Origin of the sequence: Terribacillus sp. AE2B 122, assembly GCF_902497585.1 — a bacterium.
GTDB classification, from domain to species: domain Bacteria; phylum Bacillota; class Bacilli; order Bacillales; family Amphibacillaceae; genus Terribacillus; species Terribacillus saccharophilus_A.
In genome coordinates, this window is sequence record NZ_LR700954.1 from 7,723 (window position 1) to 32,200 (window position 24,478).

The window sequence follows — 24,478 nt, forward strand, 5'->3', positions numbered from 1 at the left end:
CTCTTCAATAGATATGAGATGGAAGTTTAATTGCTTATTTGTGTCCTCTTGTATTACTTTACCTTCTCATAGGGCAAATAAATTAAACAAGGAATTCATCAAAGACATGCAGAAAAAGTAGTTATGTAATGTTTGGTATTGCTCTAGTATTTTGTCACCGTTTAATTATCTCCAAACTGGGAGGGTCTTCTTTGCAATTATTTTTTAGATATAACTGGATGGTTAGAGAAGAATGGTATCATTGGTGTGAAGAGTTGAATGAAGAAGAACTGCTACTAGACCGTGTGGGTGGAAAGGGAAGTATATTACATACACTTTTCCATATAGTTGATGTCGAATGGAGCTGGATTCGTCTCATACAAGACAAAACCGACTTCCAGGACAGTTTCGATGCTTATAAGAGCTTGAAAAAGGTTCGAGAATTGAACGCAGATTTTCATTTAGAAGTAGAAAGCTTTGTTAATAAATGGGATGCTAATATGGAGGGACGTATATTTTACGATACCTTATCAGATGGAAGAGTTGTAACGGATACTTGGGGTGAAGTCATGCGACATATTATTGCTCATGAAATTCATCATATTGGACAATTATCCATATGGGCAAGGGAAATCGGAAAAAGCCCCGTTTCTGCGAACTTCATAGGGCGGGGCCTTTCTTCTTATTCCAATAAATAACACTACATGTAATGGCTTTTGAAACGTTATATGTAGATGGCCTAAGCATCTATTTAACCAGCAGTAGACTTTAAATATTTTTAAAATGGATCTGATGGTATTCACCAGCAGGTCCATTTTTTTTGTCAAAACATTTATGTCCAGTTTCCTTTTAGCTACATCAATAAATGGAATTATATGTTAAAGTTATTTGAGGGGGGAGTTATCTTAATGTATGAATTTAATCGTGCAGGATTTGGAATCAGGTTTTTCGCTAGTATCATCGACATGTTTATTCTTATTATTCCTATCAGTATCCTGCTCTACTTTATACAGGGGGAATTTTCTACTGAATGGTCAGATGGCTACTTATGGGATATTGGATATGTTATATATTTGACAGTACTTCCTGTTCTATGGAAAGGATATGTCATTGGAAAACGGCTTATGGGAATTAAAATCAAACGAACAGACGGTGGAGATGTTACTTTTGCCAACATGATTCTTAGAGAGGTTATTGGCAATGGACTGCTGGTATTTGTTACTTTAGGTATATCCTTACTGATTAGTGCTGTTATGGTGCTTGTGATGGAGGATAGGCGGGGGCTACATGATTTGATAGGCGGTACTTATGTAGTTTACAGCCGATAATTTAGGAATGATTGATTTCTCAATTGCATAAGGGATAAAGCTAAGCTTATAACTGTCTGAGTATCTGTATTTGATTACAGATGAATAGGACCATGCGGTGAACTATTATGTTCATCCGCTGGTCCTTTTTTGTTAGGAAACATCAGTCAAAGCAATAATGTATCTTTTGGTACTGTTTGCGGAATTCAATGACCTCTTTGCGAATGTTTTCAGGTGATTTTTTATCCTCTAGTACAGCTAATATGAAGTCTGCTATTGTTTCCATGTCTTTTTCTTTCATTCCTAATCTCGTCACTTCAGTGGTTCCGATACGCAGACCGCTCGGGTAATCCCAATTCTCTGGCTGGTCACTTGGAATGAGGTTTTTGTTCGTTATGATATTTGCTTGACCAAGTTTATTGGCGATGTCTAGTCCGTTACCATAAGCACGAACATCTGCAATGACTTGATGTGTACGTGTAAAGCCTTTATGCGCTCCAAGCATTGTTAACCCTCGCTCCTGCAAAGCACTTCCTAATGCTTGAGCATTTTTAACAATTTGAGCCATATAGTCTTCACCAAAAGCGAGGAATTCGGCAGCAGCTGCGGCTAAAGCGGCTACACGATTCACTTGGTGTGTTGCAGCAAGAGCAGGGAAGATTGCATCTGTTATAGGTTTGTTGATTTCTGGATCATTCCAAACGATGATCCCGCTTTGCGGTCCGCTGAATGTTTTACCGGCTGATCCAGTCATGATTACTGCGCCTTCGCGAAGCGGATCCTGGAATTGCCCGCCGCCGATTAGGCCAAGCTGGTGTGCACCATCAAAGAATATTTTTCCGCCCCATTCCGCTACAATGGCAGACATTTCTTTCAGAGGGAATGGAAATAAAGTCATCGATGCTCCGAGTGATATAAGTTTTGGTTTGATTTCACGCGCTCTTGCAGCGAAAGCATCTAAATCAACGGTTAGCTCGTTCGGATCCATTGGAACATCATAAATATTCAATCCGCGTATACCAGCAGGACCATCTTGACGGTTACTCGAATGACCTCCAGTTGGCTGCGGTATGGTCATGATATTATCGCCTGGCTTTGTTAATGCTGCATATACGGTAAGATTACCAAGCATACTTGCGACAAGACGGTGATCAGCGTAATTTGATTTGAATACCTTTTTTAGCAATTCTACGCAGAGGGATTCAATTTCATCGATATGTTTCGTCCCGGAAAACCAGCGCTGTGTTGGACCAATGTGACCTTCAGCTGCTCGGGTACCTACTTCTGACGATAAAAGGTTTCTGACTGTGGGACTAGTCGGTGCTTCAGGAGCGAGTAGGTTAAGACATTCCTCTCCGCGCCAAATGGCATTGCGCTCCACGGCATTGATTACTTCCTGCTGCATCAAGCGAGGGGATGAACATTTGTCGAGAATATCACGTGCTTGTTGTAAAACGATTGGATCATGTACCTCAGACTGCAGAACTTGTTTATCACGAATAGTAACCATAAAAACTACCCCTTTCCCAAAACCAAAAACCAATATATCGGTTTGGTTATTTTGTGTAATCGTAGCATGGAACAGGAGACAGCACTATTATCTTGTAAGAAGAAATGCCAATAAAAATTAAAGCCGCTTAAAGAAAGCAGCTTTAATTTGAAATATCGCTTGTGAGCTGACTAGATAAGCTCAGCCAGTTTTGTTTCATTAATTCTGGTAGATCGGTTTGGTTATTTTTGATGGACTGGATAATGTCGTGATGCTGTTTCACTGAATTCATCCCATCAAGTTCATTGAACTTTAGGAGTTCCAACCGTCTGATTTTAGACATTAGCCGTTCGAGCGCAACCAAAATCTCTGGATTATTGGATGCAATGAGAATGACTTCATGAAATTGATCATCTAGCTGGATTGCCTCTAATCGCTTCGCATTTTTAATGGCTAACTCAAAATCGCCATTTATCTTTTCCATAATCACTGCATGTTCTTCGGTTAGATAAGGAATTGCCAGACGGGCAGCTAGCTCATGGAGTGAAGCTACAACAGTGAAGGCATCTCTTGATTGGCTATTGTCAACTAAGCTGACTTTCGTTTCAGAACCAGGAGAAGATACAATTAACCCCTCATCCTCTAATCGTTTTAATGCTTCTCTAACTGGAGTTCTGCTGACTCCGAATTCTTCTGCTAATACTTTGTCATTTACTCTTTCGCCAGGCTCAAGTTCTAAATTAATAATAGCGTTTCTTAATTGCTGATACACTTGATCACGTAATGATGTGCGATGGATTTGATTTATACTTTTCATAAAATCAATATATCACATTTGAAAAACTTCCATAATAATCAAATGGGACGAATCGGTAATTCTTGCTCAGCATCTCTTTTGCAGCTCTTATCATTAGCAGTCCTAAATACATGAAACATTTCTTTCCTTTATACCGTATAGTTAGTACGACATCAAAAGGAGGAACAGCATGATCTTTTTAATCGCTTTAGCCAGTCTGGCTGGCTTTATCCTTATTGCTCTGGCTGATTTAGCAGCTGGAGGAGGAAAGGCAAAGCTTAAGCAGTACGTGGCAGCAGGTATTGCCGCTTATATCATACTAATCATTATCATCTACTTCGTATTACCAGCATTCATTATCCAAAATATTTTGTGGCTGAACGCAATCGGTATCTTCTTTGCAGCATTTCCGCTCTTTGGAAGTAAACAAGCAGAAAAGAAAACAAAGAATGTAGGTGTTTCACTAGCGGGAATACTATTAGTAGTAGTCGTTATCGGAGCGGTAGTTTGCGTGATTGCCAATTTTGCAGTGTATCAATCATCGTATGACCATGTAGTCAAATCAACTGAAGAAGAAGCAAAACCGCTGGACGAAGACAAAACACCAATCGCAATTGCACCGAGCTCTGTTCGTAACAAGATGAACAAAAAAATGAGCGTAGTACCGGATACACAGCTCTATCACCTCGGCAGTCTACAGACGCAGACAGTTGGCGGTACGAATGAATACATCGCACCTGTAGAATTTGACGGCTTCTTCAAATGGCTTAAAGGCGGGGAGACATCCGGGTACTTTGTTATTAATGCGACAGATCTAGGGGCGCAGCCTGAATTTGTAGAAAATAAATTGTCTTATGTACCATCTGCCTACTTCCACAAAGATTTGCAGCGGATTATTTATTCCCGTTATCCTTCCTACATCCAGGAAGGGGAAGCGCGTCTAGAAATCGATGAAGAAGGAAAAGCATGGTACGTTCAGACAGTCTACCAGCCAAAGCTTTTCGCTAAAAAAGCGAATGGCGACGATATTAAGGTTGTCGTTGTGAACCCGTACAATGGAGAGTCGAAGATTTACGATGCTGATCAAGCACCTGATTTTATTGAGAATACGATTTCTCCAGAAATGGCTAGTAAGCTCAATACGTATTACGGTGAATACAGCGGTGGGTTCTGGAACCGTCACTTCGGCAAAGCTGGCGTGAAGATTCCGAACGATAATGGGACGGAACATGGTGTGACAGCAGTATTCGCCGAAGATGGCAGCATCCAGTACTTCACCGATTTCAAATCACCCAAAGAGAATATCGACTCTGCTCTTGGCTACTCGATGGTAGATGGCCGGACAGGGGAAGTGACATTCTTCGGTGGTGAGAAGAACAATGGTATCATGGATTCCTCTGGTGCAGTGCAAGTGGTCGAAAAGGAATATCCCGAGAAAAAGTGGGAAGGGAAAATGCCGGTACTATACAATATTGACGGCAATCCGACCTGGGTAATCAGCGTGCTCGATTCCAATGGTATTTTCAAGCAATATGCATACGTCCGAGCGGCAGATTCTGACTACGTCGTTTTTGGAGATAATGCGAAAAGTACATTGGAAGCGTATCGACTGCAGCTTAGCACAGATACGAGTACAGCAGAATCGACAGGTGATGCGCCTGTGCAGCAAGTGAGCGGAGAAGTGAATCGTCTCTTTATTTCCAGCGACAATGCCGGGGCGAAAACGATTCAATTCTTGCTGAAGGATCAGGATGTTATCTACAGCATTAACTCCACTGATGCGCCATATGCAATCTTTCTGAAAGAGGGAGACCAAGTCAGCTTCGAGGCTGCTATGCAGGATGGAGCAGCATCAGCAACGATAGAGCAGATTTCAATTGAAGGATTGAATTAAATTTAGCCAGCTTTCAAAGTGAAAGCTGGCTTTTTTAAAATCAGATTGAAAGAGGGTGCTGTTATGAGTAAAGAAAAAGAAACAGCTGAACTGCGAAGGGAAAGATTGAGACAAGAAGAAATAAAACGAAATCCAACTGGAAATGTGAGCGATGCATTCAACAGAAGTGATAGTGGAAACCTTGTTGATTTAGTAGGCGGTTTAAGCTGGAAGGTAACAGGGGTCATTTTGCTCGTTCTGATCGGCGTTATTACTGCATTTATATTCTTAAGATAAAAAGACCTCTTTTGGAGGTCTTTTCTAATACAATTAAATTTGTACATAAGAAATGAGTCTGCATTATATATTCCTAAATCTTGCGAAAACTATTTTTCTGCAAGATTAATATACTGCTGAAAATAACAATACTTAAACTGGACACCAGCAGTATAGATACAATTGAAATATCCGCTATCAGCAGTAAGGAGACGAGTCCGTAAGACAATGGAACCAAGCCGATGCTAACGAGCGTACTCACACTTAACACCCTTCCAGTCAGGTGCTTCGGTACAACTCGCTGGATAAGACTGATGACGGGAACATTGATGGAAGAGACACAGATTCCGAGCAAGCATAGCAGGATACTAGAAAGAATGAAGCTTTTAGACTGGCTATACAAACCTAGGAGTATACCTTCTCCCAATAAAACTGCTGTTATCCAGCGCCCTTGCTTCTTTATTGTAAGCAGACCTAGCAGAATGCCGCCAATAATAATACCACCGGAAAAACTAATTTGAAGAAAACTTAATGTAAAAGCATCGCCGGTCAGTATGCTTTCGGCAAAGAGCGGAATACTCAGCATCAGCGGACCTATGTACAGTAAATTATCAATGACGAATGTCAGCATAAGCAAACGAAGGATGGGACTAGTCTTTATATATTGTAGTGCCTCCTGTATCTGTACAGAGATAGATACATCAGTTTGAATCACTTTACGAGGTTCCTTAATAGTCAATTGACAGAGACAGCTGAATAGTAGAAGGGTACAAATGATAACGAATACTGTGGAGTAGGAAAAGTAAGATAATAACAAGGCTGCAGCTGGCGGACCAAGAACTACGCCGAGCTGGTTGATTGTCTGCATATAGGCATTCGCTTTTGTTAAATACGCTTCTGGTATAAGCTGTGTGATGATAGCATCACGAGCGGGCCAGAAAAAAGCATCTGATATCCCAAATATAACAGCAAAAAAGAGTAGTGGCAGAAGATGAAGCAAATTCTCCTCGGAAAGAAGCGCAGCGAGCAGCATCAAGATGCTCCGGCTCAAAAGGGAAAAGAAAATGATGCGGCTATTTCGTAGTCGATCAGCAAGCATCCCTCCGACAAACATAAAAATAACACGTGGCAGAGTCGTTGCCAGTAAAACTGCACCAACCAATTTTGGAACACCTAGTTCATTTACAACATACCACTGCTCGATTAGCAGATACATAGAAATAGAAAAGCTCGAAAAGATACTGGAAACTAGTAACATACGATAATTGTGATTCTGTAATAGCAGCATTTGTACCTCCTGATTTGATGAATATCTAATTAGTTTTGAAAAAGGAGGCTGCTCCTAAAAAGAAGCAGGCCACATTTCTTCCGGATTAAGCTGATATGTATTCCCATCACGGTAAATGAAATGATGCATGATCCATTCGCGACGGATGGTTGCATAATCCTCACAATATTTCTGGATGTAGGAATTCAGTTCTTGTTCTTCATATATATGATGTCGCTTTAGATGCTGGATCATATAAGCTAGAATTATCACGCGTTTTTTCTCCTGAGCTGGCAATTGCGTGAGCTTTCCATCTAAGGAAAAGAAGTTTTTAACTATCTTTAGTTTTTCTTCCGCTTCTAAATCTGCGCTCGGATGTTCACTTTCTTGACCAAGCTGCAGAATGCTGTTTGCAAGCTTTGTCAGTCGTGGTTCGTCCAAGTAAAAGTAGATTGTGTTGCCATCCCTGCGCTGATAGACAATCCCAACTTCTCTTAGCTTCGTCATATGATGTGTGATAGTAGGAGGCTTCAATCCTAGTTTATGCGCAATTACCTGCCCATGAAGAGGACCCTTTTTCAAAACTGCAATAATGCGCATTCTTGTTGCATCCCCAACGGCTTTATGAAATCGGACTAACTTATCAAGCTGCATATTTTCATCTCCTTTAGATTAGATTAACATCTAATTTGATAATTATCAAATTAATTTATTGTTTCATTATCTTCCTGTTAAGGGTATAAATTAGAAAAAAGAGAAAGAGGCGGAAGCTGTGCGGGCTATGCTGATTATCAATCCTTCATCAGGTAAGGAAAAAGCGATGCGATATGAGGAACAAGCGGTAGCGCTACTTGGCAAACGGCACGAACAAGTGGTGGTAAAGTACACTGAAAAAGAGGGGGATGCAACCGGATTTGCTGCGTCTGCTTGTGATGGTACATATAAAACGCTGCTGGCGATGGGCGGAGATGGGACGATCAATGAATGTATCAATGGGTTAGCCGAAAAGGAACAGCAGCCTAATTTTGCTTTTGTTCCGCTCGGCACAGTGAATGACTTCGCCCGTGCATTGCAAATACCGCGAAAACCAGAGCAAGCATTAGCTTTACTTGAGGACTATCATACAAAAGCAGTCGACATTGGTAAATTAGGTGATCGATATTTTATGAACGTGCTTGCTGTCGGTGTGATTGCAGAAGCAGTGTATGATGTAACACCAGAGGAGAAAAGCAAATATGGCCATTTTGCATATCTAATGGAGGGAGCGAAAGCATTCCGAGACAAGACACCTTTCCACATTAGTGTCCATACAGGTGAAAAGGAAGCGTATGATAACAAAGCATATATGATGCTAGTCGCATTGACAAACTCGGTAGCTGGATTCGAGAAGTTTGCCAAACAAGCTGAAGTAGATGATCATCTGTTTCATGTCTTTATTTTAAATGAATTGTCCATTCCAAAAGCAGCTAAGCTGATACCTGATATCTTCAAAGGTAACTTGGCATCCAATGAGCAAGTCACTTATTTCCAAGCTAAAGAACTCAGTGTTGCTTCTGATACGGAGCTTGTCGTCAATATAGATGGAGATGAAGGGGAGCCTCTGCCTTTTGAAGCCAAAGTTTTACCAGAAGAAATTCGTGTCGTCGTTCCAAAAGAAGTATAAAAAAACCTCGCCTTTTTAAGGCGAGGTTGTAGATGTAGTAGTTGTGTTATCAACAGCTGGTAATTCTAGCTGATCACGCATCGTCTGAGTAGCATTAGCCAATGATGTTGCATCAGGAAGGAAAGCGTATGCGTTATAGCCAGGGACAATTCCATTTCCGCCTTGGCCTTCGAGCTTCAGGCTTTCCACTGTTAATTTGTTGTTCACACCGTAAGAGATAAAGCTCTTCATCTCGTCAAATGTCATGTTCGTCGTCATATTATCGCCAACAGCATCCAGCAGACTTGAATACTTAAGCACCGAACTCATGTCTGTCGCTTTATCCATCATCGCTTCGATGATCTGCTGCTGACGTTCACTGCGGGCAAAATCACTATCTTGCTTACGTGTACGAGCAAGGGCTAGTGCTTCTTCTCCGTTCAAAGTTTGAACACCTGGCTGTAGGTGGATGGCACCTTTTTCATCCTTGGAGTTCATTTCATTCAGTTCATATGGTACGTCAACTGTAACACCATCTAATGCTTCGACAACGCTGATGAATGCCTCAAAGTTTACATCGATATAATAATCGACTGGAACCTGAGTCAGTTCTTCGACTGCTTCCACTGTTGCTGTAGGACCGCCGTTATACGAACCGTTTATTTTTGTGTTGCGTTCAAGATAAGGTACGTAGGTATACGTATCACGTGGAATGCTCAGCATTTTAATACTTTTATCATCTTTATTAAATGTAGCAAGAATCATCGTATCAGAACGTTTACCGATATTGTCTTGTTCACGTTTTTGGCTTGAATCAGATCCAATAAACAAGACGCTGACGCTATCTTCGGCAGGATCTACTGCACTGTCACGAAGAGATGATTTGTCACGGCCATCATCTACGAAAGAATCATTGGCCAAATTACCTGCTTTTACATAAAGATAACCAGCATATGCTGCCGGGATGAGAATCAAAAGTAATACAATAATAAATATATTGCGGATAACGCGCTTCTTGCGGGATTTCTTCCGCTTTTTCTGTGAGCGGCGCAACTCCTGTTTATCGTCTTTTGCCATATATGTGTTTCTCCTTTAATCTGCTAATCTAGAATTTTGTCAAAATATGTTTGAATATCCCCAGAGTCTACTATATCATATCATTCGCCATCGAGGGGTATGATTCTATATGATGGAGGAAACAACCAATAAAGCAGGTGGATAGAATGAAATTGCATAGCATCGACAACGTGGAAGGTTTTATCAGTACGAATAGACTTGCTGTCTTATTCATTTCCTCACCAGGCTGCAGTGTCTGTCAGGCCTTGCTACCGCGAATAGAGGATATGCTGCAGACACATCCACAAGTCGAACTGGGATATTCAGATGCCAGTGAGGTGCCGGAAGTTACAGGGAAATTTCTTGCATTTGGAGCACCGACTATCCTGGTATTTGCAGAAGGAAAAGAACAGATCAGAGAAGGCCGTTTTATTCGAATGGAGGAGTTTGAAAATAGATTGGAAAAACTCATTGCGATGACAAATTATTAAGAATTTGTAAAGAAACGTACTTCTTGAAACTAACATGATATCATTTGCGTAAATAGACAAGTTGCTATTTAGGGAGGGAAATCTATGTTCAAGAAATTCATCCGTAAAATAAAAGAATCCGCAGGTGGCAGCAGCCATCGCCGCGGCAGAAGATATGATTCCAGCGGCCATCGCGGTCGCCGCTACGACTCCAGTGGTTATCGAGGACGTCGAGGCTCTAGCGGCAGCAGCGGCTATGGCCGTAATCGTTATGGCGGGAGCAGCCGGTACAAGCGACGTGGGTATGGAAGCAGCAGTTAATCTGCTGCTTCTTTTGTTTTTCTTAAGGCATCAATTGTCTCGGATACAGAAGGGAAGGGTTCCTGGATGCCTAATAATCTCTCAAGCACATGCTTACATGCGGGTGATAAAGTGAGCTCTTCCGTCCAAGGGAGAGCTTTTTTAGTTGTTTTTTCAAAAGTGGTGTACAAAAGATAAAGCAGGATATCACCTAAATCGAACAGATCTTGTTCCAGACGACTTTGCTCCTCCAAACTCTTTGGACCGCTGAACTGCCTCGCAAGACCAAAGTCGATAAGGGAAGCATGTCCAGCTGCTAACATGACATTCGGAATGCGAATGTCACCGTGGTAGATACGACGTGTATGCAGATAGTCTACAACTTGAGCAACATCGATAGTCAAAGCAAGTGCTTCTTTTTCGTAATATTGCTTTTTTGTATCAAAAATATGCTGTTCCAGATTTTCACCGGAAACAAAATCCATGACGAAGAAATAGCCGTCATCCGTGTGGAAGAAGGAGCTGGCAGACGGAATGGAAGGATGCTTGAGTTCACTGAGCAACTTATACTCCTGCTGAAACATTCGAAAATATTTCTTCCGCCCTTGCCGGCTGCGCCGGAGCTGTTTCACTGTACATGTTTTCTGCTGGATACTATCAACGCACAGATAAGTAGTACCATAGCTGCCGGAGCCGAGTTTACGGATGACGCGGTACCTCTCGGCAATATACGCCCCTTGAGGATAATTTTTATCTACAAGGAAGCGGTGCAATAATCGAAACGGTCTGAAGACCTGATATAACATGTGAATTCCCCGATCTTTTTTCTTTAAGTATATATGCTTGTCTGCGGGTTGCAAAGTGTGTTGTCAGAATATATAATAATATTAAAGTGATATCACTTTAATATGAAAATGTAGGAGTGACGTGTATGAAAGAAAAGCAAGCTGTTTCCTTAAATGGTTTCCTCGGGGTGCTGATCATCCTAGCTTGTGCAGGCGCTGGTATTTTCAGTTTGACACAGGAGGCTATCGTTTTGGCTGTCGTTCTCTTCCTTGTTGCTGTATTGCTGGTAACTGGAATCGTGATTGTACCTCCTAATCAAGCCTACGTCGTGACTTTCTTCGGTAAATATATCGGTACAATTCGTGCCAATGGTTTGTTCCTGACTATTCCTCTGACAACGAGACAGCGGATTACTCTGCGTATCCGTAACTTCAACTCTAAGACTCTAAAAGTAAATGACATAGAAGGGAATCCGATTGAAATAGCTGCAGTGATTGTGTATCGTGTAGTAGATACAGCAAAAGCGGCGTTCAATGTAGATGATTACGAGGAATTTGTCGCAATCCAAAGTGAAGCTGCAGTCCGTCATATCGCTTCAAATTATCCATATGATAATTTCAACGAATCTGGGTTTTCTCTGCGTGAGAATGGGGATGAAATTACTGGTAAACTGCAGGCTGAACTGGAAGCGCGGCTAAATGAAGCTGGAGTGGAAGTGATGGAGGCACGTTTTACGCATCTTGCTTACTCAACAGAAATAGCCCAAGCAATGCTACAGCGCCAGCAGGCAGCAGCAATCATTGCTGCCCGCAAGATGATTGTAGAAGGTGCAGTCGGCATGTCAATGGATGCTGTGGAAGCTTTGAACGAAGGAGATTTGGAACTAGATCCAGAGCGCAAGGCGCAGATGGTGAATAATTTGATGGTGGCCATTGTTTCCGATCGCGGGACACAGCCCGTCGTGAACAATGGATCACTATATTAAAGCAGGGGTCATATGGCAAAAAAGAAGAGTTTTCCGCTACGCATCAACCAGGATATCTATGACATGGTGCAGAAATGGGCAGATGATGATTTTCGCAGTGTGAATGCTCAAATCGAATATTTGCTTCGGGAACAGCTGAAGCAAGCAGGCAGACTGAAGCCGGAAAAAGAAAAATAGAGCAGAAAGCAAAAGCTTCCTGCTCTTTCTTATGCCATGCTGTTGGCGGGGAGATGCATAGTTAGTGCATGCAGCTCAGACAGCTTCTGAAGATCGAAGTTCCCACCGCTGATGACGATGCCGCAATGATCGGAACGAATACTCTGATGATGGCGCATCAGTGCTGCAAAGCCAGCGGCGCCTGCACCTTCTGCGAGTGTCTTGTGCCTTTCAAGCAACTGCAGGACACTGGCAGCTATATCACGCTCTGAAACAGTGACGATATCATCCACATATTGCTGTATAAGTGGCAATGTCACTTTACCTGGCTCATTGACAGCAATACCTTCGGCAATTGTCGTACAAGCAAGGGATGGTATCAAATGTTTGTGGAAAGCATGATAGGTAGCACACACTGCTTCCGTTTGCACACCGATGACTCGAATCGAAGGCTTGATTTGCTTGGCGGCAAAAGCGATACCGCTAATCAGACCGCCGCCTCCGATCGGAACGATGAGCGTGTCGAGCTCTGGTTGATCTGCCAGCATTTCTACGGCAATAGTGCCCTGTCCGGCGATGATATCTATGTCATCGAACGGATGGATAAAAGTACCACCAGAGTGCTGCTGCTCTTTTTGGGCAGCGAATAGCGCCTCCTGGAACGTATCGCCTGCTAACTCAACCGTTGCGCCATAACTTTTAGTTGCTTCTACTTTCGGCTTCGGCGTATGAATCGGCATGTAGATCTTAGCGGGAATGCCGCGTTTGGCTGCTGCAAGAGCGACACCTTGAGCATGGTTGCCGGCAGACGCAGCAATAACACCGCGCTTCGCATCCTCTTCGTTCATGCTGCCAATTTTAAAGCTGGCTCCGCGTGCTTTGAAGGCACCGGTTTTTTGCTGGTTCTCCATCTTCAGATATACGTTCCTGCCCACCAATTTGTCCAGTGAAGTGGACGTCCTAATCGGCGTATGATGTACCAAACCCTTCAAATAAGCTGTAGCTGCTTCTATCTTTTTCTGACTTAAGCAATCCCCAATGCCTTCACACTCCTTTAATGTGTCTGTTCAAATTGTGTTATACGATCAGCATAACTTAAGGTTATGCCAATCTCGTCTAGTCCATTTAAAAGCATATGTTTATTATAGGCAGGAATGTCAAAGGCTGCCTCAAAACCTAGCTTATCATATACTTTTTGATTTTCCAGATCTATTGTTAGTGTATAAGAATTCTTTTCTGCCTGATTGAGCAAGTAGTCTATTTGCTCCTCGGAAAGTTTGATAGATAGAATCCCATTCTTTGTCGTATTATTATAGAAAATATCCGCAAAACTAGGTGCAATGATCACCTTGAAACCATAGTCTAATAGGGCCCAAGGGGCATGTTCGCGAGATGAACCGCAGCCGAAGTTGTCACCGCTGATCAAGACGGAAACACCATCATATTTCGGCTGATTCAAGGTAAAGTCAGCGCGTGGCTTGTCATTTTCATCGAAACGCCAGTTATAAAAGAGAAATTGCCCGAAACCTGCCCGTTCAATACGCTTCAAAAATTGTTTTGGTATGATCTGGTCTGTGTCGACATTACGTTTGGGCAATGGATAAACAAGTCCATTATGTGTTTTGATAGGTTCCATTTTCTTTCCTCCTTACACAGTTGGTGCAACTGCCTGTCGGATATCGACAAAGCGGCCTTCGATTGCTGCTGCCGCGGCCATTTCCGGACTGGCTAAATGCGTACGGGCTCCAGTACCTTGACGACCCTCGAAATTACGATTCGAGGTAGAAGCACAGCGTTCGCCAGCTGGCACGACGTCTTCATTCATTGCCAGACACATACTACAGCCTGCATCGCGCCACTCGAATCCTGCATCCTGGAAAATCTGATCCAAACCTTCTTGTTCAGCTTGCATCTTGACAGTGAACGAGCCTGGTACGACCATGGCACGGACAGAAGGGTGGACCTTCCTTCCCTGGATGACACTTGCTGCCTTACGCAAGTCTGTAATCCGTGAGTTCGTACAGGATCCGATGAAAACATGCTGGATTTCAATGGAAGTCAGCTGTTGGTTTGCCTCCAAACCCATATAGGCAAGTGCTTGCTCTACAGAAGCTCTTTCGTCCTTATCCTCAATAAGCGCTGGGTCCGGGACACTTGCAGATATAGGTAGACACATACCAGGATTCGTCCCCCAAGTAACTTGCGGTTCGATCTCTGATGCATCTAAATAAACGGTGTGGTCATAGACAGCTCCGTCATCTGTAGCAAGGTTTTTCCACTCAGAGACAGCTGCTTCGAAATCAGAACCTTCCGGCGCATATCTTCTGCCGCGCAAGTATTCGAACGTCGTCTCATCCGGGCTGATCAAGCCAGCTCTAGCACCTGCTTCAATGGACATGTTACACACGGTCATTCGTTCCTCCATTGATAAATCGCGGATAGTTTCGCCGGTATACTCGAGCACATAGCCGGTTCCGAATTTGACGCCGAATTTCCCGATGATGGCCAAGATCAAGTCTTTCGCTGTCACACCAGTTCCTAAGGAACCTTCAATATGCACGTTCAGTGTTTTTGGTTTGTTTTGCCAAAGTGTCTGTGTAGCAAGCACATGTTCCACTTCGCTCGTACCGATACCGAATGCTAAAGCTCCGAATGCTCCGTGGGTAGAGGTGTGGCTGTCGCCGCATACAATTGTTTTGCCGGGCTGCGTAAGTCCGAGCTGCGGGCCGATGACATGCACGATACCTTGATCCGGATGGTCGATATCGGCTAGGCGGATACCGAATTCAGCGCAATTGGACCGGAGTGTTTCCATTTGTTTTCGCGCGACCTCATCACGAATGATCGGACGATGGATCGTCGGTACGTTGTGATCGACAGTTGCATATGTGCGTTCCGGCTGCCGTACTTTCCGACCTGCCAGACGCAGCCCTTCAAAGGCCTGCGGAGATGTCACCTCATGCACAAGGTGCAAGTCGATATACAAGAGATCCGGCTTATCCTTCTCCTGTACAACAGTATGTTTTTCCCATATCTTTTCGATAATTGTCTTAGGTTGCTTCATTGTTCTCAGGTCCTTTCTTAAGAACTCACTTTTGCTGCCGTCAGCTGCTCGATGACGAGGGAGGTCATTTCTTGGGTACCGACGATTCTTTCAGGATTTACTTGCATATCTTGTGTTCCGTAACCGTTTTGCAGCACATCGTCAACAGCTGCTTCCACAGCAATGGCTTCTCTTTCCATTTCAAAGGAATAACGAAGCAGCATCGCGGCTGAAAGAATAGCTCCAAGCGGATTGGCAATATCCTTGCCGGCTATATCCGGAGCGGAGCCATGGACTGGCTCATACAAACCGAGCTGATCCTCACGCAAGCTGGCAGAAGGGAGGAGGCCGAGTGACCCGGTAAGCACGGATGCTTCATCGCTCAGGATATCTCCGAATAGGTTTTCGGTGACAATGACATCGAAATAGGTTGGATTCGTAATGAGTTTCATCGCAGTAGAATCCACGAGCATATGCTCAACCTTCACTTCTGGATAGTCCTTGCTTTTTTCGTCGACGATTTCACGCCATAGCTTGCTGGATTCGAGTACATTTGCTTTATCGACGGAAGCTAAACGTTTATCCCGGAGCATAGCACTCTGGAAACCTGTCTCGACAATCCGTTCGATTTCGCTTTTGTCATAGTGCAAGGTGTCGACAACGGTTTGACCATTATCACGACGTTCGCTTGGAAGGCCAAAGTACAGCCCGCCGGTTAACTCCCTTACGATCAGTAGATCGCTTCCTGCTACAATTTCCTGCTTGAGCGGAGAACTAGCAAGCAGAGAAGTGAAGGTTTTTACCGGACGCAAGTTAGCAAATAGGCCTAGGCCCTTTCGCAGCTGGAGCAGTCCTTTTTCCGGCCGCAGTTGAGGAGGCTGCTGATCCCATTTTGGTCCTCCTACAGCACCAAGTAAAATAGCATCTGTATCCTTACAAGCTTGAAGGGTGTCTGCTGGCAGTGGTTCCCCGAATGTATCAATGGCAGCACCGCCAACCATCTTACTCGTGAAGATGAAGTTGTGGGAAAAGATGTCGGCCACTTGCTGCAGGACAGAAGCAGCGGCTTCTGTCACAGCAGGACCGATTCCATCTCCCGGAAGCAGTACGATATTTTTTTGCATAGTTAACACTCTCCAGGTCAGGTTTAGATTAATGCTTGAACCTTTTTCATTGTTGCAGCACGCAAAGCGCGGTTCACGCCGTTAACAAAAGCATGGCTCGAGGCTTTCAGTACATCATTCGCTGTGCCTCGGCCGGTGAAGGGATCGCCGTCGACTTGGAGCTGCACATGCACTTCAGCGAGAGCATCTTCACCTTTACCGACAGAATGAATGCGGTAGTCGGTGAGTGTTACTTGTTCATCAATCAAAGCAGCCAATGTATTGTAGATAGCTTCGACTGTTCCATGTCCGGTCCGGGCGGTTTCCTTGATACCATGATCTGGTGTCTGCAGGGCAATTGTTGCAGTCGGCAGATTTTGTGGACCCATGGTTACTTGAAGAGCTTTTACTTCATACGTTTTCACTGGGTCGTGTTTTGTCTGGACATCTAGTGCTATGGTAAAGAGATCATCATCGGTGATTTCTTTCTTTTTGTCTGTCAGGCGCTTGAAGCGTTCGAATGCTTCCTGTAATTGTGTTTCAGAAAGACCAAAACCAAGTTCTGCAACCCTAGTATTGAAAGCATGCCGGCCGGAATGCTTTCCGAGAACTAGATTGGTAGCATTCATACCGACTAGTGCCGGCGTGATGATTTCATAGGTTTCCGCATGCTTTAGCATCCCGTCCTGGTGGATGCCAGATTCATGGGCGAAAGCATTATCGCCAACGATTGCTTTGTTGCCTGGGACAGTCATACCAGTCAATTTGCTGATCAAGCTGCTGGTCCGCTTAATTTCATGCAGAACCATGCGAGAGGAGTGCTGATACGTATCTTTCCGGATATGAAGGGCGACAGCAATTTCCTCAAGTGCTGCATTCCCGGCCCGTTCTCCAATGCCGTTCACCGTACCCTCAATTTGGGTTGCGCCATTTTCAATTGCGGCAATGCTGTTGGCAACGGCCATTCCCAAATCATCATGACAGTGTGCTGATAGATCAGCATTCTCGATATTCGGAACGTGCTCTTTCATATAGGCAAACATTCTGCCGTACTCGGCGGGTGTCGCATAACCGACAGTATCCGGCAAGTTTACAACTGTCGCACCAGCATCTATGACAGCTTCTACGACTTGCGCAAGGAATGGAAGCTCAGATCTGGAAGCATCTTCTGCAGAAAATTGGACGATTGGGAACCGTTCCTTTGCATAAGTGACCATCTCGACAGCAGTCTGAAGTACTTCCTCCGGCGTCTTTTTCAGCTTGTATTCCATATGAATAGGGGAGGTAGCCAAGAAGACGTGGATTCTCGGCTGCTCTGCATCCTTCAATGCTTCCCAAGCAGTATCGATATCGCTTTGCTTAGCCCGGGCTAAGGCTGTGACAGCAGTTGTCTTAATGGTTCGGGCAATTTCTTGAACAGCGAGGAAATCACCTTCGGAGGAAGCGGGGAAGCCCGCTTCCAATACATCCATTCCGAGGCGCTCCAGCTGACGGGCGATTTCAAGCTTTTCCGGTTTGTTTAGATTGACTCCTGGTGTCTGTTCGCCGTCGCGCAGTGTTGTATCAAAAAATTTTATTTGAGCCATGGACGATCACTTCCTCAGCGGATTGATTTTTCTTGCCTTGTTTGACGAATGGCATCAATTCGCGGAGCTCGCGGCCGACTGTTTCGATCTGATGGTTTGTTTCTTTTGCATTGATTGCATTGAATTGCGGACGGTTAGCTTGGTTTTCCAAGATCCAGCCTTTCGCGAAAGCACCGTTTTGGATATCTTCCAATACTTCTTTCATGCGAGCCTTCGTTTCGTCATTAACAACTCGCGGACCGGAAACGAAATCGCCCCATTGAGCTGTATCAGAGATACTGTAACGCATGCCCTCAAGACCATCCTCATACATAAGGTCAACAATCAATTTCAATTCATGCATACATTCAAAGTAAGCAACTTCCGGCTGATAACCTGCTTCTGTCAATGTTTCGAAGCCCGCCTTGACAAGGCTCGTTAGTCCGCCGCAAAGGACTGCCTGCTCACCGAACAAATCAGTCTCTGTTTCTTCCTGGAATGTTGTTTCCAAGATGCCTGCACGACCTGCTCCGATACCTTTGGCGTATGCCAGCGCAACTTCTTTTGCTGTTCCGCTCACATCCTGATAGATACCGAATAGGGCAGGTACACCAGCTCCTTCTGTAAAGGTACGGCGAACAAGATGACCAGGACCTTTTGGTGCTACAAGGAATACATCCACATTAGATGGAGGAGAGATTTGGTTGAAATGAACGTTGAAACCATGTGCAAAAACAAGGGCATTTCCTGTTTCCAGGTTCTTCTCAATGCTCTCTTTATATACAGCAGGCTGCAGTTCATCTGGAACGAGCATCATGATGATATCCGCTGCTTGAGCTGCTTCAAAAGCAGAACGCACATCATGGCCATCTTCGACTGCTTGATCCCACGATTTACCTTGCCTTACTCCGACAACAACATCAAATCCGCTTTCTTTCAGGTTTTGCGCGTGAGCATGGCCTTGAGAGCCATAACCGATAACTGCGATTTTTTTACCTTTCAATACCTCTTCTTGAATGTCATTGTGATAGATAACTTTTGCCATTGTTCAGTCATTCCTCTCCATTTTTAATTGGTTATAAGTGAATACGTGTTTCCATCCGCAGCTTGCGGCTGATGCCCACGTAGGAAGGCCGTTACACCAGTTCTAGTCAATTCCTTGATTCCATAAGGCCGGACCAGCTCGAGGAAGGCCTCGATTTTATCCGAATCACCAGTTACTTGAACAATCATGCTGTCTTTGCTGATATCAACTGCACTGGCTCGGAAAGGAGCAATGATACTTTGCAGCTCATTCCGGCTGGCAGGGGGGCAGACAACTTTTACGAGTGCCAGTTCCCTAGCAACTATAGCGTGATCGGTAATATCAGCGACTTTCAGTACGTCAATCTGCTTATGAAGCTGTTTTGTGAGCTGTTCCAGCTTCTGCATGTCTTCCACTTCAACGACGAAAGTCATTCGGCTGATTTGCTCCACCTCGGTTTTGCCGACCGAAATACTATCGATATTGAATTGTCTTTTCTGCATCAGACCGGTTATTCGGTTCAGCACACCGCTCCGATTTTGAACGGTTGCCGTAATGATACGTTTCATCGACTCACTCCAATCATTTCGTGCAGCCCTTTTCCAGGTGCGATCATCGGGAATACATTCTCTTGACGCAACACACGGCAATCAATAACAATAGGTTCGTCGGATTGAAGTAGGGAAGGTAGCTCTGCTACTAGCTGCTCCTGTGTTTCCAGGCGTACACCTTTAATGTCGTAGCTATCTGCCAACTTGACGAAGTCTGGCTGGATATCGAGCAGTGATTCGGAATATCGTTCCTGATAAAAGAATTCCTGCCATTGTCTTACCATGCCAAGACTTTGGTTGTTGACAATCAATACCTTAACTGGCAGCTTTCGCTCCTGCAGGACGGAAAGCTCCTGCATCGTCATTTGAAAACCGCCATCTCCGACTACACTGATAACCCTACTGTCTGGACTTGCCAGCTGAGCTCCGATGGCCGCCGGAAAACCAAATCCCATTGTGCCGAGCCCGCCAGATGTAACCCAACGATTCGGCCGGTCAAAGCCATAATATTGTGCTGTCCACATCTGATGCTGTCCGACATCAGTTGTAATAATGGCATTACCTTCGGTTGCTTTGTGTACTGCCTTCATAACCCATTGCGGGATAAGATCCTGAGCTGGATTGTTATACCAAAGCGGATATTCTTCCTTGTAATCCTGCAGATGATTTCGCCAGGATTCGGTATCTGGCAGTTCTGCTTCTACTGTTAGCAGTTGTTTCAGTGCAGCTTTTGCATCTGCTACAACTGGAATACTAGTAGGAATGATCTTACCGATTTCAGCGGGATCGATATCAATATGTGCGATTGTTGCTTGTGGCGCGAAGTGCTCCAAATTTCCAGTAAGTCTATCATCGAATCGAGCTCCGACGTTGATCAGTAAATCGCATTCATATAGGCCGCGGTTGGCTGCATATGTCCCATGCATACCTGCCATGCCGAGAAATTGCGGTTCACTGGCAGGGAATGCTCCAAGTCCAAGCAGTGTGGAGGCGACAGGAAGCTGAAAACGCTTTGCGAATGCCTGGACTTCTTCAGATGCTTTTGCATGCAGAATACCTGCACCTGTTAGTAAAATTGGGCGTTTGGCCGTCGAAATCGCATGGATCAGCTTTTTGATCTGATTGTTATTTGGCTTCATAGTCGGCTGATAACCTGGAAGGTGAATCGGTTCCTCAGCAGCCGCTGTTTGGTAAACTTCTCCCGAAATGTCCTTAGGGATGTCGATTACCACAGGTCCTGGACGGCCAGTTGTTGCGATATAAAACGCTTCTTTAATAATGCGCGGCATATCTTCCTGCTTTTGAACTTGATAGTTGTGCTTCGTAATCGGAGTAGTGATTCCCATCACATCTGATTCCTGGAAAGCATCTGTTCCGATAACACTTCTTCCTACTTGGCCAGTGAATACAACAAGCGGCAGGGAGTCCATCATGGCATCGGCAATTCCGGTGATAAGGTTTGTTGCACCAGGTCCTGATGTTGCAATCACAACCCCTGGTTTTCCGGAAACACGAGCATATCCTTCAGCAGCGTGTATGGCTCCTTGTTCATGTCGTGTCAAGATGTGCTGGAATCGAGGTTCTGCTCTGTATAGGGCATCGTAAATCGGAAGTACGGCTCCTCCCGGATACCCGAAAATTGTATCGACACCTGCTGCTTGCAGCGCTTCTACGAATAAATCAGCACCTGTCTTCGGAACTTCGGCAGCGGGCTTTCTTTCTTGTACGGCTTGTGCCTTCACCTTCATGGTTATATCCCTCCAAATAGATTTTGTTATATAAAAAAAGCCTTTTTTCTCCATTCAAGCAATCTAGCAAGAAATGGGGAAAAAAGACTTTGCTTTTCTCGGTACCACCCAAGTTCACAGCTTCCTTACGGTAAACTGCCTTGTGGAGCTGAAAATACCAGCTCCGTTTTGGTAACAGGTGCCGTACACCTGGCTCAGCCTACTGTAATTCAGCTTCGCGCTCAGGGAAGAGAGATGACGGATTATATTGCCAGGCTTCCAGCGTCCCTGACTCTCTGTAAATATAATGCTTCCGTCTCTATGGTCCCGTCTTCGTTTTGGTTATATTTTCATCACTCCGCCAGTATTGGCTGAGGTTACAAGCTTTGCGTATTTTGCTAAATAACCTGTTTTGATTTTAGGTTCAGGCTGTTTCCAATTCTGTCGGCGTGTATCCAGAACATGTTCATCCACAAGCAATTCTATGCTGCGTGTTTCCAGATCAATCAAAATTGGATCACCGTTTTCAACAAATGCTATCGGTCCGCCTTCTGCCGCCTCTGGAGAAATATGTCCGGCAGAAATCCCTCGGGTTGCACCAGAGAAGCGACCATCTGTGATCAAAGCGACCTCTTTAGCTAACCCGCGTCCCGCAATAGCGGAAGTAGGGGAGAGCATCTCTGGCATCCCAGGTCCGCCTTTTGGACCTTCGTAACGAATGACAACGACATGTCCTGCCTGCACAGTTCCATTTGTGATTCCTTCCTGAGCCTCATCCTGTGAATCGAAGACAATCGCTTCACCGAGGAATTTCTTTATGGAAGGATCGACAGCTCCAACTTTGATTACACTGCCATCGGGCGCCAGGTTGCCGTACAGTATACTGAGACCGCCAACTGGGCTGTATGGATTATCCAATGGACGTATGACTTCTTTATTCAATATCTCGTAATCCTCTACATTCTCTGCGATGGTTTTACCTGTTATGGTGATGCGTTCCTTATGAAGGAGACCATCAATCTTACACAACTCATTGATAATGGCGCTGACACCACCAGCAAGGTGAACGTCATGCATCGAATAATCCGATGCCGGGCTGATTTTAGAGAGGTAAGGAACCTTCTCTGCAATCTTATTGATATCAGCCAAATCGTAATCAATGCCAGCTTCATGGGCGATAGCAATAGTATGGAGTACTGTATTGGTTGATCCTCCCATAGCCATATCTAAAGCGAATGCATTATCGAATGTTTCCTTTGTCATAATGTCTCGTGGACGAATATCCTCTTTTACAAGCCGGATTAGATGTCTGGCGGCTTCATAAATCAACTCATGCCGTTCGTCGGATGTAGCGAGCAGTGTTCCATTTCCAGGAACGGTCATACCGAGCATCTCCATTAGGCTATTCATAGAGTTTGCCGTGAACATACCGGAACAGGATCCGCAAGTCGGACAAGCAAGCGTCTCGATTGTCGCTAATTCCTGTTCGGTCATTGTACCGTTTTGAACTGCGCCTACACCTTCGAACATGGATACTAGGTTAAGTGGTTTCCCATCTGGACTTACTCCAGCTTCCATTGGACCTCCGGAAACAAAGACAGAAGGGACATTCGTCCTTGCTGATGCCATCAGCATACCCGGTGTGATCTTATCACAATTTGGTATATAGAAGACGCCGTCGAACCAATGCGCCTGTATGACAGTCTCTGCGCTATCCGCAATAATCTCCCTGCTTGGCAAGCTGTAACGCATGCCGATATGACCCATTGCGATACCATCATCAACACCAATTGTATTGAATTCGAATGGGATACCGCCTGCTTGGCGGATTGCGTCTTTTACTACTTCAGCGAATTTGTTTAAATGCATGTGTCCTGGAATGATATCGATGTAGGAGTTACATACACCGATGAATGGTTTTCCTAAGTCAGACGTTTTTACACCGGTCGCATGCAGCAAGCTGCGGTGCGGAGCGCGGTCAATCCCTGTTTTGATCATGTCACTACGCATTGGATCAAAACACCTCCCAGTTGCAAAAGTTCTCTTTCTCTTTACATGATGAGTAAGAATTGAATAATTTGAAAATTCATTTATTTGATTGATTGTCAGTTATCATAACGCCTAACCCAAGCTAGGTCAACAGCTTATTGGATAAATTTTCAGATTCTTTAAATCATTCAAATAACTTGTAAGCGCTACCAATACTTTAGCGCAGGGCATGATTGTTAGAAAATCTGGCAAAAAACTTTTTTATAGCCCTTGTTTTTGTAAATAAGACGACTTGTACATAAATGGAAAACTTATAGGAATATAGGTCAAACAAGGGTCCACGAAGCATTTCTTTTGAATAGTTATAGGAGAGAAATTATGAAAAGGAATGCGTAAATTATTTGAAGGAGGCAGAAGAATTCGATGCCCAACCAGAACATCGTAGAAAACGGAGGATTCGAATCTGGCAGTCTGGTACCTTGGGTCTCGTCCTTTGCATCAATCACGCAGCAATTTGTCCATAGTGGGAACTTTGCTGCAGAGCTTGATGGAGGACAGAACGTTGCTTATCTAGCACAATATGCTATACCGGCCATCCCGGGAAACAGTTACTCTTTATCACTATATCTAGCTAAGGACAGTGAATTGGCCGCACCGCCAGTACAGATTCAGATAATCTTTTTGAATGAGGCTTTTCAGACTACTGGAACGGGGCTATTTCAGGCTGTCTCGGCAGAAAATATTCCTTATGCTGGACAAGGCAATTGGGCGACAATAACAGCAACCACTGAAATTGCCCCTCCAGGCACAACGCAAATATATTTGTTAATTAATACACTGCCGGCCCCTGCTGCAGCTGACGTTTTAGTCGATGATGTGAGTGTAGTAGCTGAAGGAGGAATACCAACAGGACCAACAGGGCCGACCGGCATCACTGGAGCAACAGGACCAACGGGAGCGACCGGAATAACTGGAGTAACAGGTGCAACCGGCTCAACGGGACTCACTGGAGTGACGGGAGAAACAGGATCAACTGGAATTACTGGAGTGACAGGAGAAACAGGTGTAACTGGAATTACTGGAGTGACAGGAGA

General features: G+C 44.5%; 25 protein-coding genes. 10 read left to right on the top strand and 15 right to left on the bottom strand.

Annotated elements, in window-relative coordinates:
* Nucleotides 1-191: 191 nt before the first annotated feature.
* Nucleotides 192-677 (top strand): DinB family protein, encoded by a 486-nt coding sequence (locus tag AE2B122_RS18660; protein WP_175074998.1) that lies wholly within the window; start codon nucleotides 192-194, stop codon nucleotides 675-677.
* Between the two features lie 210 nt (nucleotides 678-887).
* Nucleotides 888-1,307: an RDD family protein gene (locus tag AE2B122_RS18665; RefSeq protein ID WP_175074999.1), complete on the top strand. Its 420-nt coding sequence runs from the start codon at nucleotides 888-890 to the stop codon at nucleotides 1,305-1,307.
* Between the two features lie 142 nt (nucleotides 1,308-1,449).
* Here the strand turns inward: AE2B122_RS18665 and glyA are convergent, their stop codons facing one another.
* Nucleotides 1,450-2,796 (bottom strand): serine hydroxymethyltransferase, encoded by a 1,347-nt coding sequence (glyA, locus tag AE2B122_RS18670; protein WP_175075000.1) that lies wholly within the window; start codon nucleotides 2,794-2,796, stop codon nucleotides 1,450-1,452.
* Nucleotides 2,797-2,938: 142 nt separating this feature from the next.
* Entirely contained in the window at nucleotides 2,939-3,592 is a 654-nt protein-coding gene (locus tag AE2B122_RS18675; RefSeq protein WP_175075001.1) for a GntR family transcriptional regulator, read from the bottom strand.
* Between the two features lie 169 nt (nucleotides 3,593-3,761).
* On the opposite strand from AE2B122_RS18675, the gene AE2B122_RS18680 reads away from it, so the two are divergent.
* Entirely contained in the window at nucleotides 3,762-5,465 is a 1,704-nt protein-coding gene (locus AE2B122_RS18680) for a DNA-binding protein (RefSeq protein WP_175075002.1), read from the top strand.
* A gap of 63 nt (nucleotides 5,466-5,528) precedes the next feature.
* Entirely contained in the window at nucleotides 5,529-5,741 is a 213-nt protein-coding gene (locus AE2B122_RS18685; RefSeq protein ID WP_095271689.1) for a DUF6366 family protein, read from the top strand.
* A 73-nt stretch (nucleotides 5,742-5,814) separates the two neighbouring features.
* On the opposite strand, the gene AE2B122_RS18690 is transcribed toward AE2B122_RS18685, so the two are convergent.
* A complete protein-coding gene (locus AE2B122_RS18690) occupies nucleotides 5,815-7,008 on the bottom strand; it encodes an MFS transporter (protein WP_175075003.1) in 1,194 nt (397 codons plus the stop codon).
* A gap of 54 nt (nucleotides 7,009-7,062) precedes the next feature.
* A complete protein-coding gene (locus tag AE2B122_RS18695) occupies nucleotides 7,063-7,641 on the bottom strand; it encodes a metalloregulator ArsR/SmtB family transcription factor (protein ID WP_175075004.1) in 579 nt (192 codons plus the stop codon).
* A 127-nt stretch (nucleotides 7,642-7,768) separates the two neighbouring features.
* Between AE2B122_RS18695 and AE2B122_RS18700 the strand changes: the two genes are divergently transcribed.
* On the top strand, nucleotides 7,769-8,650 hold the full coding sequence (locus AE2B122_RS18700) for a diacylglycerol kinase family protein (RefSeq protein WP_095217451.1): 882 nt from the start codon (nucleotides 7,769-7,771) through the stop codon (nucleotides 8,648-8,650).
* A gap of 15 nt (nucleotides 8,651-8,665) precedes the next feature.
* On the opposite strand, the gene AE2B122_RS18705 is transcribed toward AE2B122_RS18700, so the two are convergent.
* A complete protein-coding gene (locus AE2B122_RS18705; RefSeq protein ID WP_095217432.1) occupies nucleotides 8,666-9,706 on the bottom strand; it encodes an LCP family protein in 1,041 nt (346 codons plus the stop codon).
* A gap of 146 nt (nucleotides 9,707-9,852) precedes the next feature.
* Here AE2B122_RS18705 and AE2B122_RS18710 point away from each other — a divergent pair, with 146 nt between their 5' ends.
* Together AE2B122_RS18710 and AE2B122_RS18715 are read left to right on the top strand one after the other, a co-directional pair.
* Nucleotides 9,853-10,176, top strand: a complete 324-nt coding sequence (locus AE2B122_RS18710; protein WP_175075005.1) for a thioredoxin family protein — start codon at nucleotides 9,853-9,855, stop codon at nucleotides 10,174-10,176.
* 84 nt (nucleotides 10,177-10,260) lie between these two features.
* Nucleotides 10,261-10,476: a hypothetical protein gene (locus AE2B122_RS18715; protein WP_095217434.1), complete on the top strand. Its 216-nt coding sequence runs from the start codon at nucleotides 10,261-10,263 to the stop codon at nucleotides 10,474-10,476.
* Here the strand turns inward: AE2B122_RS18715 and AE2B122_RS18720 are convergent.
* Nucleotides 10,473-11,261 (bottom strand): protein kinase, encoded by a 789-nt coding sequence (locus AE2B122_RS18720; RefSeq protein WP_175075006.1) that lies wholly within the window; start codon nucleotides 11,259-11,261, stop codon nucleotides 10,473-10,475. The genes AE2B122_RS18715 and AE2B122_RS18720 overlap by 4 nt on opposite strands.
* 125 nt (nucleotides 11,262-11,386) lie before the next feature.
* On the opposite strand from AE2B122_RS18720, the gene AE2B122_RS18725 reads away from it, so the two are divergent.
* Nucleotides 11,387-12,226: an SPFH domain-containing protein gene (locus tag AE2B122_RS18725; RefSeq protein ID WP_175075007.1), complete on the top strand. Its 840-nt coding sequence runs from the start codon at nucleotides 11,387-11,389 to the stop codon at nucleotides 12,224-12,226.
* Nucleotides 12,227-12,238: 12 nt separating this feature from the next.
* On the top strand, nucleotides 12,239-12,403 hold the full coding sequence (locus tag AE2B122_RS18730) for an Arc family DNA-binding protein (RefSeq protein WP_095217437.1): 165 nt from the start codon (nucleotides 12,239-12,241) through the stop codon (nucleotides 12,401-12,403).
* 29 nt (nucleotides 12,404-12,432) lie between these two features.
* Here the strand turns inward: AE2B122_RS18730 and AE2B122_RS18735 are convergent, their stop codons facing one another.
* From AE2B122_RS18735 to ilvD, 9 genes are all read right to left on the bottom strand, one after another.
* A complete protein-coding gene (locus AE2B122_RS18735; RefSeq protein ID WP_175075008.1) occupies nucleotides 12,433-13,374 on the bottom strand; it encodes a threonine/serine dehydratase in 942 nt (313 codons plus the stop codon).
* Nucleotides 13,375-13,436: 62 nt separating this feature from the next.
* Entirely contained in the window at nucleotides 13,437-14,018 is a 582-nt protein-coding gene (gene leuD, locus AE2B122_RS18740) for a 3-isopropylmalate dehydratase small subunit (protein ID WP_175075009.1), read from the bottom strand.
* A 12-nt stretch (nucleotides 14,019-14,030) separates the two neighbouring features.
* Nucleotides 14,031-15,446 (bottom strand): 3-isopropylmalate dehydratase large subunit, encoded by a 1,416-nt coding sequence (gene leuC, locus AE2B122_RS18745; protein WP_175075010.1) that lies wholly within the window; start codon nucleotides 15,444-15,446, stop codon nucleotides 14,031-14,033.
* Nucleotides 15,447-15,463: 17 nt separating this feature from the next.
* The gene (leuB, locus tag AE2B122_RS18750) at nucleotides 15,464-16,549 is read right to left on the bottom strand and encodes a 3-isopropylmalate dehydrogenase (RefSeq protein WP_175075011.1); all 1,086 of its coding nucleotides are present in this window, start codon (nucleotides 16,547-16,549) and stop codon (nucleotides 15,464-15,466) included.
* 23 nt (nucleotides 16,550-16,572) lie between these two features.
* Nucleotides 16,573-18,114, bottom strand: a complete 1,542-nt coding sequence (locus AE2B122_RS18755) for a 2-isopropylmalate synthase (RefSeq protein WP_095271713.1) — start codon at nucleotides 18,112-18,114, stop codon at nucleotides 16,573-16,575.
* Nucleotides 18,092-19,138, bottom strand: coding sequence for a ketol-acid reductoisomerase (ilvC, locus tag AE2B122_RS18760; RefSeq protein ID WP_175075012.1), 1,047 nt, complete (start codon nucleotides 19,136-19,138; stop codon nucleotides 18,092-18,094). Before ilvC ends, AE2B122_RS18755 begins: the two co-directional genes overlap by 23 nt.
* A 23-nt stretch (nucleotides 19,139-19,161) precedes the next feature.
* Complete coding sequence (gene ilvN / locus AE2B122_RS18765) at nucleotides 19,162-19,686, bottom strand: acetolactate synthase small subunit (protein WP_038559726.1); 525 nt, start codon at nucleotides 19,684-19,686, stop codon at nucleotides 19,162-19,164.
* Nucleotides 19,683-21,416, bottom strand: a complete 1,734-nt coding sequence (gene ilvB, locus AE2B122_RS18770; RefSeq protein WP_175075013.1) for an acetolactate synthase large subunit — start codon at nucleotides 21,414-21,416, stop codon at nucleotides 19,683-19,685. Before ilvB ends, ilvN begins: the two co-directional genes overlap by 4 nt.
* A 321-nt stretch (nucleotides 21,417-21,737) precedes the next feature.
* Complete coding sequence (gene ilvD / locus AE2B122_RS18775) at nucleotides 21,738-23,405, bottom strand: dihydroxy-acid dehydratase (protein WP_095217445.1); 1,668 nt, start codon at nucleotides 23,403-23,405, stop codon at nucleotides 21,738-21,740.
* 402 nt (nucleotides 23,406-23,807) lie between these two features.
* Here ilvD and AE2B122_RS19430 point away from each other — a divergent pair.
* Nucleotides 23,808-24,478, top strand: a 671-nt coding sequence (locus AE2B122_RS19430) for an NTTRR-F1 domain (protein WP_175075014.1), incomplete at its 3' end; no start/stop codon positions are given.